At 54.9% G+C, this 11,738-nt stretch carries 12 protein-coding genes; 5 read left to right on the forward strand and 7 right to left on the reverse strand.

Annotated features, from left to right (window positions below; all coding sequences use genetic code 11):
• Positions 1 to 10 precede the first annotated feature (10 nt).
• Positions 11 to 547 carry a dihydrofolate reductase family protein gene (locus UR504_RS01030; RefSeq protein ID WP_136194852.1) on the forward strand — a complete coding sequence of 179 codons (537 nt, stop codon included), beginning with the start codon at positions 11 to 13 and terminating at the stop codon, positions 545 to 547.
• Positions 548 to 710: 163 nt separating this feature from the next.
• On the opposite strand, the gene UR504_RS01035 is transcribed toward UR504_RS01030, so the two are convergent.
• Positions 711 to 1,073 carry a hypothetical protein gene (locus tag UR504_RS01035; RefSeq protein ID WP_274243106.1) on the reverse strand — a complete coding sequence of 121 codons (363 nt, stop codon included), beginning with the start codon at positions 1,071 to 1,073 and terminating at the stop codon, positions 711 to 713.
• A gap of 244 nt (positions 1,074 to 1,317) precedes the next feature.
• On the opposite strand from UR504_RS01035, the gene UR504_RS01040 reads away from it, so the two are divergent.
• Positions 1,318 to 1,548, forward strand: a complete 231-nt coding sequence (locus UR504_RS01040) for a DUF2554 family protein (RefSeq protein ID WP_115876065.1) — start codon at positions 1,318 to 1,320, stop codon at positions 1,546 to 1,548.
• Here UR504_RS01040 and UR504_RS01045 read toward each other — a convergent pair whose 3' ends face one another.
• On the reverse strand, positions 1,549 to 3,513 hold the full coding sequence (locus tag UR504_RS01045) for a peptidase U32 family protein (protein WP_252092916.1): 1,965 nt from the start codon (positions 3,511 to 3,513) through the stop codon (positions 1,549 to 1,551). It lies immediately after the preceding gene.
• An 80-nt stretch (positions 3,514 to 3,593) separates the two neighbouring features.
• Complete coding sequence (locus UR504_RS01050) at positions 3,594 to 4,121, reverse strand: helix-turn-helix domain-containing protein (RefSeq protein WP_111964622.1); 528 nt, start codon at positions 4,119 to 4,121, stop codon at positions 3,594 to 3,596.
• 92 nt (positions 4,122 to 4,213) lie between these two features.
• Between UR504_RS01050 and UR504_RS01055 the strand changes: the two genes are divergently transcribed.
• Complete coding sequence (locus UR504_RS01055; protein ID WP_320739168.1) at positions 4,214 to 5,380, forward strand: benzoate/H(+) symporter BenE family transporter; 1,167 nt, start codon at positions 4,214 to 4,216, stop codon at positions 5,378 to 5,380.
• Here UR504_RS01055 and UR504_RS01060 read toward each other — a convergent pair.
• Entirely contained in the window at positions 5,360 to 6,232 is an 873-nt protein-coding gene (locus UR504_RS01060; protein ID WP_271367854.1) for a helix-turn-helix transcriptional regulator, read from the reverse strand. The genes UR504_RS01055 and UR504_RS01060 overlap by 21 nt on opposite strands.
• A 173-nt stretch (positions 6,233 to 6,405) precedes the next feature.
• Between UR504_RS01060 and UR504_RS01065 the strand changes: the two genes are divergently transcribed.
• Positions 6,406 to 7,302 carry a DMT family transporter gene (locus UR504_RS01065; RefSeq protein ID WP_320739169.1) on the forward strand — a complete coding sequence of 299 codons (897 nt, stop codon included), beginning with the start codon at positions 6,406 to 6,408 and terminating at the stop codon, positions 7,300 to 7,302.
• A 34-nt stretch (positions 7,303 to 7,336) separates the two neighbouring features.
• Here the strand turns inward: UR504_RS01065 and UR504_RS01070 are convergent, their stop codons facing one another.
• Positions 7,337 to 8,011, reverse strand: a complete 675-nt coding sequence (locus UR504_RS01070; RefSeq protein ID WP_111964626.1) for a DUF3313 domain-containing protein — start codon at positions 8,009 to 8,011, stop codon at positions 7,337 to 7,339.
• A 135-nt stretch (positions 8,012 to 8,146) separates the two neighbouring features.
• Positions 8,147 to 9,742, reverse strand: a complete 1,596-nt coding sequence (locus UR504_RS01075) for an ABC transporter substrate-binding protein (RefSeq protein WP_320739511.1) — start codon at positions 9,740 to 9,742, stop codon at positions 8,147 to 8,149.
• Between the two features lie 111 nt (positions 9,743 to 9,853).
• Between UR504_RS01075 and pepT the strand changes: the two genes are divergently transcribed.
• Positions 9,854 to 11,083 carry a peptidase T gene (pepT, locus tag UR504_RS01080; protein ID WP_149366883.1) on the forward strand — a complete coding sequence of 410 codons (1,230 nt, stop codon included), beginning with the start codon at positions 9,854 to 9,856 and terminating at the stop codon, positions 11,081 to 11,083.
• On the opposite strand, the gene tehB is transcribed toward pepT, so the two are convergent.
• Entirely contained in the window at positions 11,080 to 11,673 is a 594-nt protein-coding gene (gene tehB / locus UR504_RS01085) for a tellurite resistance methyltransferase TehB (protein ID WP_111964629.1), read from the reverse strand. The genes pepT and tehB overlap by 4 nt on opposite strands.
• Between the last annotated feature and the right edge of the window lie 65 nt (positions 11,674 to 11,738).

Below are 11,738 nucleotides of genomic sequence, written 5' to 3' on the forward strand. Positions count from 1 at the left end.
GGAGAACCTTATGGTCACCACACACGTTTTTATCGCAACCAGTCTTGATGGTTACATCGCCCGACACAATGATGATATCGACTGGCTCCTGCAGCGCGATGATCCGACTGAAGATCATGGCTATGCGGCGTTCATCGCGGACAAAGAGTGGATAGTGATGGGCAGAGGCAGCTATGAGAAAGTGCTGACCTTTGACGCATGGCCTTATGACCGGCCCGTGCTGGTGCTCTCCAGACAGCTGGCCGACACGCCCGTGCCCGACGCGCTGAAGGGAAAAGTACAATTTTCAGGGCGCACGCCAAAGGAGGTGCTCGACTACCTGGCGTTGCAGAACGTCCATCGCGTCTATCTCGATGGCGGGCAGGTGATACAGTCGTTCCTGCGAGAAGGACTGGTGGCCGATATGGTGATCACAACCGTTCCTGTCCTGCTCGGTTCGGGAAAATCGCTGTTTGGCGCCCTGCCAGAGGATATCGATTTGACGCTGGTATCCAGCCGCAGCTTCCCTTCGGGTCTGGTACAGTCGCACTATCGACTGCTGTCATAAAACGACGGTAAACACTGCGCAAAAAAAAACCGCCAAAAAATGGCGGTAAATGCTTGCATGGATAGATTTGTATTTTGGTCTCTACGTCCCGACACTCCATGGCCGGGCTGCGGATCCCATACAACCTAACACCCGTTGTCTTAACGAAGGTTAAACAGTCTTATTAACCTGCATGAGTATTGATCTGCAAATAACGCATAAGGCCCTGTTCAGCGCTCTGTTTTGCGTCATCATTTATGGCTTCAAGATAAAATGACCGCGCCACTCCATAAGGTGCTTTATCAGAGGGGTACGCCGCAAACTGGAATGTTTTTCCTATCGTCTGCTGGGTGCAGTCTAATTCCCAACGCACATCGTTAATTTTTTTACTGTTACAGGTAACGGCTCCATAATCGCTGGTCAAATAGGAACCAACGCGAATTTCTGCTGATTGTATATATTCTGGTTTGTTATCACCAGCATAACGAATCCCTGCAACGGCCCCAACAGCAACCGTCAGAAGCGCAAGCGCAATTATTTTTTTCATTTATTAATGACCCGTTCCTTAGCCAGAGATTAACTATTATATAAGATTTATCCTTAATGCAAATATCCGATTATGGACCAGAAATGGCAATTTACAAACATTCATGACTTTTTAGGAAATGTCCTGGACAATTTTCCGGACACACATTATTTGACAATCTCTTTTCACGAGTTTGAATTATTAAATAATAACACTAAAAAATAATCGGCATGATTACCCCGCAATGTCATTCGGCGGCGATCTCATGATTAAAAAAGGCTTATCTCTCGTCATGCTTATCTGTGCACTCTTTTCAGGCCAGCTTATGGCCGGGCACAAAGGACACGAATATTTATGGGTCAAGAATGTGGCGCATCAGCTTCGTCATGAAGCCGACAGCGATGAGTTACGAAGCGCTGCGGAAGAGTCGGCGGAGGGTTTGCGCGAACACCACCTGTGGCAGAAATCGCGCAAACCGGATACCCACGTTCGGTAATTAACTGCCCTTGCGTTTAGGCAGAGTTTTCATCAGATCGTCCGGACTGACGGACGCCACAATACTGCCCGGCTGCGGCATTTTGAAGATGTGGTTTTTCATCTTGCCAATCACATGCATTTCGCAAGGACGGCAGTCGAACTTGAGAGTCAGAACTTCATCACCGTTTACAAGCTGCATGGGGGTTGCCTTCCAGCTCTTAATATTCCCTTTCGCCTGCTTAGGGCAAAGGTTAAACGCAAAGCGCAGGCAGTGCTTGGTGATCATCACCGGCACATCGCCCTTCTCTTCATGCGCTTCATAAGCCGCGTCGATCAGCTGCACGCCGTGGCGATGATAGAATTCACGCGCTTTATGGTTATAAACGTTGGCCAGGAAGGATAAATGTGTCTCCGGGTATACGGGTGCAGGTACGGCTTCCGCTTTACGGCTAGCGCGCGGATACTGCGCCAGGCGCGCGGCATCCAGCATCTCTGCCGTTTCACGACGGAACTGATTAAGCAGGCTGTTCGGCACGAACAGGGCATCCGGCAGACTGACCTCAACGTTGCGGGCGTAGTAAATCGTCTGGCCAAGCTTCGCCACCCCATCCTTCAGGCTGTTGAGCGCTTTTTCCGCGTTGTTTGCCACCTCGAACAGGCCATCGAGCGTATGCGTTACGCTGATGCCGTCTTCACAGGTCATGGTCAGAATCAGCTGCTCTTCCCAACCGCCCAGCTCAATGTCCACAGCGATACGACGTTCGCTGGAGGTTTTCAGCAGCGCCTGCTGCCAGTTATGATCGAGGTTACGGTTAAGCGCCGCGTTCGGCCGCGCCTTGTAGAGATCGGCGGGCATTTCATTCGGCCAGACGCGGTAGCGGTTCTCGCCGGTTTTCTCGACCGTGTTGGCGCGGAAGCCTACGACCTCACGCTTAATCATCACGTTAAGGCCATCGCCGTTCGCCAGCGGTTCCGTCACCTGGACATCAAGGTGATCTTTCGCCACTTTCAGCACTTCACCCACCGGTAAACCGATAAACTTCGGTGAGTCAAACGCGCCGATATCCCCTTTACGGGCATTAACGAAATAGTCCGTGCTGCCACGGTGGAACGTTTTGTCCGTCGACGGAACAAAGAAATGCTCGGTGCGCCCGGCGGACGCGCGCGCCAGATCGCCGCGATCTTCGATAATGGCGTCGAGCATCTGGCGATAGTGCGCGGTGATGTTCTTCACGTAGCTCATATCTTTGTAGCGCCCTTCAATCTTGAAGGAACGCACGCCCGCGTCGATCAGCGCGCCCAGGTTGGCCGTCTGATCGTTATCCTTCATGGAGAGTAGGTGTTTTTCGAACGCCACGACGCGGCCCTGATCGTCTTTCAGGGTATACGGCAGACGGCAGGCCTGAGAGCAGTCGCCGCGGTTGGCGCTGCGGCCCGTCTGCGCGTGGGAAATATTACACTGACCGGAATAGGCGACGCACAGCGCGCCGTGGATAAAGAATTCAATCGTCGCGTCTGTCGCCTGGTGAATATCGCGGATCTGATTCAGGTTCAGCTCACGCGCCAGAACGATCTGCGAAAAGCCGACGTCAGAGAGAAACTTCGCCTTCTCTACCGTGCGGATATCACACTGGGTACTGGCATGCAGTTCAATGGGGGGAATATCCAGTTCCAGCACGCCCATATCCTGAACAATCAGGGCATCCACCCCGGCCTGGTAGAGATCGGTAATCAGACGTTGCGCAGGCTCCAGCTCATCATCATGAAGAATGGTGTTCAGGGTCACGAACACTTTCGCCCCGAAACGGTGGGCGAACGGCACCAGTTCAGCAATATCGCTCAGGCTGTTGCTGGCGTTATGGCGGGCACCGAAGCCTGGGCCACCAATGTAGACGGCATCTGCGCCATGAAGGATCGCTTCACGGGCAATGGCGGCGTCGCGGGCCGGGCTTAAAAGTTCAAGATGATGGGATTGCAGGCGCATACTTCGTCGTTATCCGTTATGGTCAAAATGGCGGCTATTGTAGTCAGAAGTATGCGTCAGCGAAACAGTTTTGCGTAGCGTCAGCGGGGATAATGAATCAGGGAGTGAAAATGCACCGTCCGGTCGCTGCTGTTGCGGTAGGCGTGCGGTTTATCGCCTGCGAAACGGATGCCCGAATCGGCAGAAATCGTCTGCCATTTGCCGCCAAGCTTCATCTCCAGCTCGCCGCTAACTACGACGACATGTTCTATTACCCCGGCCTCATGCGGCGTGGATTCGCTCAGCGCGCCGGGTGCCAGCGTGATGGAGAAATAATCAAACCCGAGCGTCTCGTCCCACGGAAAGAGCGGCTTGACGACCATCGCCTGCTGCTGGGGGTCAAATACCGCCTGCCGGTCCGCCTCTGGGGTGATGAACGCGGAAAACGGCACGTTCAGCCCGGTGGCAATTTTCCACAGCGTCGACACCGTCGGGCTGGATTCATTGCGCTCGATTTGCCCGAGCATGGCTTTTGACACGCCGGTCTCGTCCGCGAGCTTCGACAAACTCCAGCCGCGCGCCTGGCGCAGCGTTTTCAGCGTTGTTGCAAGGTGTAGTGTGATATCCATGTTCCCTCCTGGTGACGATCAGCATACCACTTGTACGCTATAGCGCACAGTGCTACCTTACTCCGGACGTTATAACGCACAATGGAGTTTTCATGCGCCCTTCCTCTCACTTTATTCCGGTCGCACTGGCTGGATTTGTCGCCGTTCTGGTCGGTTACGCCAGCTCGGCCGCCATCATCTGGCAGGCCGCCGCCGCGGCAGGCGCCAGCGCACAGCAGATTGCGGGCTGGATGACCGCGCTGGGAATTGGAATGGGCGTCAGCACGCTGGCGCTTTCCTGGTGGTACAAAGCGCCCGTACTGACCGCCTGGTCGACGCCCGGCGCGGCGCTGCTCGCCACCAGCCTGCACGGGATCACGCTGGCAGAAACCATCGGCGTGTTCATCTTTGCTAACGCGCTTATTTTGCTCTGCGGCATTACCGGGCTTTTCGCCCGTCTGATGAAGCTGATCCCACATTCGCTTGCTGCCGCCATGCTGGCAGGGGTATTGCTGCAGTTTGGCCTCCACGCGTTTGCGCATCTTGAGGGGCACTTTCTGCTGTGCGGCAGCATGATTGCGGCGTGGCTAATCGCAAAAGCGCTGTCGCCGCGCTATGCCATCGTGGTCACGCTGCTGGTGGGCGGGATTGTGGCATGGGCGGCAGGTGACGTTGTCACGGATAAACTCACCCTTTCTCTGGTAATGCCCGAATTTATTGCACCCGCCTTCACCTTCACCAGCCTGGTGAGTATTGGCTTGCCCTTCTTCCTCGTGACCATGGCATCGCAAAACGCGCCGGGGTTCGCCACGATGAAAGCCTCCGGTTACCCGCTGGCGGTCTCACCGCTCATCATCGTCACGGGAGGGCTGGCGCTGCTGTTTTCTCCGTTTGGCGTCTTTTCCATCTGCATTGCGGCTATAACCGCCGCCATTTGTCAAAGCCCGGATGCACACCCGGATGCGGGTAAACGCTGGCTGGCGGCCATCGCTGCGGGAGGGTTTTACCTGCTGGCGGGAATTTTCGGGGGCTCCATTACCGGGCTGATGGCCGCGCTGCCGCTCAGCTGGATCCAAACGCTGGCCGGTCTGGCGCTGCTGGGCACCATCAGCGGGAGTTTATATCAGGCGTTGAATCATGAAGCGGAGCGCGACGCGGCTATCGTCACGTTTCTGATGACCGCAAGCGGCGTGACAATCCTGGGCATCGGTTCGGCATTCTGGGGACTGGTGCTGGGCGGGATGTGCTACGCCCTGTTTTCACGCCCTCGCCGCACGTAGCTGCGAAGGCGTCATGCCCGTCGCGCTGCGAAAGCGGTTGCTGAAGTGGCTTGCGGAGTTGAACCCGCAGGCAAGCGCGATGTCCGTCAGCGGCGTCGTCGTATGCTGGACGAGGGCCTTAGCTTTATCCATTCGCCTCTGCATCACGTACTGATGCGGCGCCAGCCCCGTTGACTGGCGGAACATGCGGGCAAAGTGGTATTCGCTGAGCGCGGCCTGCGCCGCCAGCTCGGCCAGCGTCAGGGGCTGGCCCAGGTTCTCTTCAATAAAGGCCAGCACGTTGCGCAGCACGAATGGCGATAGCCCTCCGGTGACGACCGGCAGCTTCCACTGCACGTTAGAGTAGTTTTGCAGCAGATGGGTCAGCAGCAGCGTGGAGGCCGTGCTCAGGGTGAGCTGGTTGGCGTGCTGCTGCCAGTCGCAGCCGAGCAAAAACTGGCGATACAGCGCGGTGATCTTCGGATCGCTACCAAAAATGCGCTCGTCCAGGGTCAGCGAAAGCGGGCGCTTGTCCCAGATTTTTTCCCCCACGTCGCGCAGGTGTTCATCGGTGCAGTAGAGATGCACAAACGAAAGGTCATCGCGGATATCCCACGTTGATTCGCTCTCTTTGGGCATCAGACAGAAACGGTCCGGCCCCCCACCGTTCTTCCAGCCGCCCGGCGTTTTTTGATAGCTTTCGTAGCCGTCCGCCACGTACAGGCTGAGGGTATGATGGTTACTTTTTACCGTTATCGTATCGTGCTTGTTGTACCACGCTGCCAGCTGAATACCCGAATTCAGCGAGACGGTTTCCCGCAGGACTGCATTCTGTTGGCAAAGCGTTTCAAAGGTATCGTAAGCGTGAGACATAACCGTTAGCGCATAATTGATGGGAATATCAGTCTAAGAAGAGTTGCCCCCCGTTGCCAGTCCCGCCGGAAGAAAAAAGCGCAAGATTTTGCAAGTCACCCGCAACCCGGTGAAAGCCCGTCGCGAGTTTCAGCGCCATACTGCGGGCTTCCGCGGTTTGAGAAGAGACAACTATGAACGCATTATTATATGGACTCGTGGTCATTATCTGGGGAACCACCTGGATTGCGATTTTCCTGCAGCAGGGCCCCGTCGCGGCGCCGGTGTCGATTTTCTGGCGCTTCGCCGTCGCCAGCCTCACGATGATGGCGGTGTTAATCGCCCTGCGCCGCCTGCGCAAGCTGGCGCTGCGGGATCACCTTTTTTGCCTGCTTCAGGGATGCTGCGTTTTCTGCTTTAACTTCTGGTGTTTTTACACCGCAGCCTCGCACATTAATACCGGGCTGGAGTCGGTGATCTTCTCAATGGCCGTGCTCTATAACGCCATCAACAGCTTTATTTTTTTCGGGCAGCGCCCGCCAGCGCGCTTCTGGACGGCGGCGGCGCTGGGCCTGTTCGGGATCGTCACACTCTTCTGGGACGATCTGCTGGCCAGCGGCTGGAGCGCATCGCTCCTGACCGGGATTGGCCTCTCCGCGCTCGGTACCTACGGCTTCTCGCTGGGCAATATGATCAGCATGCGCCATCAGCGCAGAGGCCTGGAAACCATGACCACCAACGCCTGGGCGATGCTCTACGGCACGCTGGTGATGGGCTGCATTGCGCTGTTCAGAGGCGATAGCTTCGCGCCAGAGTGGACCATCAGCTACATTGGCGCGCTGCTCTATCTGGCTGTATTTGGTTCGGTGATTGCCTTTGGCGCCTACTTCACGCTGGTGGGACGCATTGGCCCGGGCAAAGCGGCCTACAGTACGCTGCTCTTCCCGCTGGTGGCGCTGACCATCTCTACGGTGTATGAAGGCTACGTCTGGCATATCAACGGTATCGTGGGGTTATTGCTGATTCTGGGGGGAAATATGGTGATGTTTACCAAACCAGAAACCTGGTTCAGACGCATACGAATGGCGTAAATAAAAAGGCCTGCATTACGCAGGCCGTTTTATTTTATTTCGCGGTCTTTTTCACATCAAACATGGTGGCGTCCGTCGCCATGTCATCAACAACCTGCTTCAGGGTTGCAAAGGTCATCGGCGTACTTTCGTTGTTCAGATCTTTACCTTCGCCTTTGCGCACCACCTTCATGACCGGTTTGTTGGTAGCCGCATCGATCAGTTCGCCTTCAAAGAAGAGATGCGTATCCATGGTGCGATGCCCGGTTGCCATCTGCGTACCTGCTACCACCAGCGCGACCGGCACCACTTCATAGAACTGCAGACCTTCTTTCTGCGAACTCACCCCGGTAATCGCGCCGCGGAAAATCAGGCTATGTTTACCCGGCGTGGTCACAATCGGCTTACGCGTGCCAATCGCCGTTTTCATTTTGGTATTGGTGTAGTTCAACAGCTCATCAAGCGTTTTTTGCCCAATTTGCGTGGTTGGTTTTGGCGTTGGATAATACGTAATCGGTGTCCAGAGAATACTGTCGTAATTAGCTTCGTTATAGGAAGGATCAACCCAACGCAGCGTTGGTTTACCCGTCGCAGACGTTGTCTGCTGCAATCCTGAATAGTCTTTTAAAAAGCCAGAATATTGTTCGGGAGCTGCGACTTTCGAAGAACAGCCCGCTAACGCCAACAGACCAGTAAGCACTGCAACTTTAAAAAAAGTTTGAGTACGCATGATAGTTTTCCATGTTATCTGCAAGTATGCATTTGAAGTTATAGCAAAAGACCGGCGGGTTTGTTGTGACAAAAAATGATGCGGAGAGCACAAATTGCGAAAAGACTGCCCGGAGGCGTGCCGGGCAGTGAAAAATTACTGATTTATATCCAGTTGCCAGAACAGATGTTTGCCAAACGGGTCAATTTCATAGCCCGTCACCTCCTTGCGCACCGGTTCGAAAATGGTTGAATGCGCAATCATTACCGCGGGCATCTGGTCATGCATCATCTGCTGCGCCTCTTTATATAGCGCCACGCGCTTATCGCGATCGGTCGTTGATTTTGCTTCCGCAATAATTTTATCAAAGGGCTTATAGCACCATTTCGCCGAATTTGACCCACCGTTTGCCGAGGTGCAGGTAAATAGCGGGCCGAAGAAGTTGTCCGGATCGCCCGTTGCCGTCGTCCAGCCCATCAGCGCGGCCTGATGCTCTCCGCCCTTCACGCGTTTCAAATACTCGCCCCATTCGTAGGTAACGATTTTGGTCTGCACGCCTATTTTCGCCCAGTCCGCCTGAATCATCTCCGCCATGCGTTTCGCATTCGGGTTATAGGGACGCTGCACCGGCATCGCCCATAAATCGATGCTAACGCCGCTGGCAAAACCGGCCTCTTTCAGCAGCGCTTTGGCTTTTTCAGGGTCGTAGTCGTAATCCTTAAGCTCGCTGTCTGCGCTCCATACGCCCGGCGGCAGCAGGTTCTTCGCAGCGGTGCCGGTACCGTGGAACACCGCATCAATAATGGCTGGTTTATTGATGGCCATCGCCAGCGCCTGACGGACCTTCACGTTATCCAGCGGCGGCTTCTGCGTGTTGAACGCCAGGAAGCCGGTATTCAGCCCGGCTTTGCTCATCAGGTTGATGTCTTTGTTGGCCTTCATGCGCGGCAGATCCGCCGGGTTCGGGAACGGCATCACCTGACATTCGTTCTTCTCAATTTTGGCAAACCGCACGGAGGCATCCGGTGTGATGCTAAACACCAGCCGATCCAGCTTCGATTTCCCCTGCCAGTAGTCGGCAAACGCCGTAAACAGGATCCGCGAATCCTTCTGATACTGCGCCAGCTTAAACGGCCCGGTGCCTATAGGCTCCATATCCACCTTCTCCGGCGTGCCCGCTTTGAGCATCGCGTCGGCATATTCCGCGGACAGGATCGAGGCAAAATACCATGCCAGATCGGCGACAAACGGCGCTTCCGGGTGCGCCAGGGTAAAGCGCACGGTGTGGTCATCAACTTTATCAATGCTCGTTATCAGGCTGCCAAACTCCAGACTTTCAAAGTTGGAGTAGCTGCCGTTAGAGACGTTGTGGTAGGGATGATTCACGTCTTTTTGTCGCATAAACGAGAAGATCACGTCGTCGGCGTTAAAGTCACGGGTCGGCGTGAAGGATTTATTGCTCTGGAACTTCACGCCCTTGCGCAGATGGAAGGTGTAAACCTTGCCGTCGTCGCTCACCTCCCAGCGCTCCGCCAGGCTCGGCACCAGCTCCGTGGTACCAGGTTTGAAATCGACCAGACGGTTATAGACCGGCACGGCGCTGGCGTCGACGCTGGTTCCCGAGGTGTATAGCTGAGGGTTAAAGTTTTCCGGCGATCCTTCGGAGCAATACACCAGCGTTTTCGCAGCGACAGCGGAACTGACCGTGAGTGCCGCGAGCGCCAATGTGAAAGTTGTGAGTTTGCTTGTCATCATTTATTCCTGTCTTTTTAATTCGACGGCTAATTAATTCTTTTGCCATTTCATAAATAACATTAAAGTGATGTGGCAAACACCTGAAAAATAAATAAGGAATAAATCACTATGGGCTCGCCGCTTTCCAGACAATTAACGCACCGTTTTTTCCGCTATCTCGCGATCACCAGCCAGAGCGATCCCAAAGTCAAAACCCTGCCCTCAACGCCGGGCCAGCATGACATGGCGCGCGAGCTGGCGCAGGAGCTGGCACAGCTGGGGTTAGACGACATTGTGATAGATGAATTCGCCACGGTGACGGCGGTTAAAAAAGGCAACGTGCCCGGTGCACCGCGCATCGGTTTTATTACCCATATTGATACCGTCGACGTGGGACTTTCACCGGATATTCATCCACAAATATTAACGTTTACCGGTGAAGATCTCTGTCTGAATAAAGAGAAAGACATCTGGCTGCGGGTTAACGAGCACCCTGAAATTCTGGCTTATCCGAACGAGGAGATTATTTTCAGCGACGGAACCAGCGTATTGGGCGCCGATAATAAATCGGCGGTCACGGTGGTCATGACGGTGCTGGAAAACCTCACGGCGGAGCATCGGCATGGGGATATCGTCGTGGCGTTTGTGCCTGACGAAGAGATCGGCCTGAACGGTGCCAAGGCGCTGGATCTTAAGCGCTTCGACGTCGACTTTGCCTGGACCATCGACTGCTGCGAGCTGGGTGAAATTGTTTACGAGAATTTTAATGCGGCCGCCGCGGAGATCCGCTTTACCGGCATAACGGCGCACCCGATGTCCGCCAAAGGCGTGCTGGTGAATCCCCTGCTGATGGCGACTGATTACATCAGCCATTTTGACCGCCAGCAAACGCCGGAGTGCACCGAGGGACGTGAAGGCTATATCTGGTTTAACGGCATTCAGGCCGGACAGAACGAGGCCGTTCTTAAGGCCAATATCCGCGACTTTGACAAGGACAGCTTTGCCGCGCGCAAGCAGCAGATTGCCGACGTGGCCGCACTGATTGCCGCCCAATATCCGACGGCCAGAGTGGACTATCGCATTGAAGATACCTACAGCAATATCAGCAATGCGATTGGTGAAGACCGGCGCGCTATCGATCTGATGTTCGAGGCGATGGAATCGCTCGGCATCACGCCGAAACCGACGCCGATGCGCGGCGGCACCGACGGCGCGGCGCTCTCGGCAAAAGGGCTACTCACGCCGAACTTCTTCACCGGGGCGCATAACTTCCACTCGAAGTTTGAATTCCTGCCGCTGTCGTCGTTCGAAGCGTCTTACAACACGGCCCTGCAGATCTGCCTGCTGGCCGCCCGTTAAGCGGGCTTGCGCGCCAGCATCGTGGCAAAGCGCAGCTTGATGCGGTTACCGTTTTCATCGGTGCGGTGCAGTTCGCCAACGTCTTCGTTGTATTTGAGCAACTCCCAGCCTTCATAGTAGTTGCTCAGCTCACCGCTCTTGAACGCAAACGGGAAGCCGACGGTGCACGGGTAATCCACCGTGTCCATCGCGGCAACAATCAGGTTGTAGCCGCCAGGCCTGGTGCAGCGCTGCATATTAGCGATAAGACCCGGGATGGTTTTTGACTCCAGGAACATCAGCACCACGGTGGAAAGAATGAAATCGTACTCGCCGTCAAAACTCAGGTTGTTGAGATCTTTAATCGCCGTGTGGAGGTTATCGATCCCTTCTTCCGCCTTAATGCGCTCGATATTATCGATGCTCATCGGGTTCTTGTCCCACGCGGTGACATCGTGGCCGTTAGCTGCAAGATAGAGGCTGTTACGGCCGTTGCCGCAGCCCAGATCCAGCGTTTTACCGGGTTTCACAATCTCCGCGCTGTACAGCACTTCTGAATGGGTACGGGTTAAGCCGTATTTCTCTGTGAAGTAATTCTCATCGACAGTCATTGTTTTCCTGCGTTCTCATAAAGTGAAAGTGCATCCTGGATGCTATTTTAAGGCGTTTACCGTCT

The organism is Enterobacter sp. 241F3 (assembly GCF_034106785.1).
Classification (GTDB): Bacteria; Pseudomonadota; Gammaproteobacteria; order Enterobacterales; family Enterobacteriaceae; genus Enterobacter; species Enterobacter vonholyi.

Excerpts from the sequence above, each read along its gene's own strand:
- UR504_RS01030 (WP_136194852.1), top strand. The coding sequence starts at position 11 with ATGGTCACCACACACGTTTTTATCGCAACCAGTCTTGATGGTTACATC.
- UR504_RS01035 (WP_274243106.1), bottom strand. The coding sequence starts at position 1,073 with ATGAAAAAAATAATTGCGCTTGCGCTTCTGACGGTTGCTGTTGGGGCC.
- UR504_RS01040 (WP_115876065.1), top strand. The coding sequence starts at position 1,318 with ATGATTAAAAAAGGCTTATCTCTCGTCATGCTTATCTGTGCACTCTTT.
- UR504_RS01045 (WP_252092916.1), bottom strand. The coding sequence starts at position 3,513 with ATGCGCCTGCAATCCCATCATCTTGAACTTTTAAGCCCGGCCCGCGAC.
- UR504_RS01050 (WP_111964622.1), bottom strand. The coding sequence starts at position 4,121 with ATGGATATCACACTACACCTTGCAACAACGCTGAAAACGCTGCGCCAG.
- UR504_RS01055 (WP_320739168.1), top strand. The coding sequence starts at position 4,214 with ATGCGCCCTTCCTCTCACTTTATTCCGGTCGCACTGGCTGGATTTGTC.
- UR504_RS01060 (WP_271367854.1), bottom strand. The coding sequence starts at position 6,232 with ATGTCTCACGCTTACGATACCTTTGAAACGCTTTGCCAACAGAATGCA.
- UR504_RS01065 (WP_320739169.1), top strand. The coding sequence starts at position 6,406 with ATGAACGCATTATTATATGGACTCGTGGTCATTATCTGGGGAACCACC.
- UR504_RS01070 (WP_111964626.1), bottom strand. The coding sequence starts at position 8,011 with ATGCGTACTCAAACTTTTTTTAAAGTTGCAGTGCTTACTGGTCTGTTG.
- UR504_RS01075 (WP_320739511.1), bottom strand. The coding sequence starts at position 9,742 with ATGACAAGCAAACTCACAACTTTCACATTGGCGCTCGCGGCACTCACG.
- pepT (WP_149366883.1), top strand. The coding sequence starts at position 9,854 with ATGGGCTCGCCGCTTTCCAGACAATTAACGCACCGTTTTTTCCGCTAT.
- tehB (WP_111964629.1), bottom strand. The coding sequence starts at position 11,673 with ATGACTGTCGATGAGAATTACTTCACAGAGAAATACGGCTTAACCCGT.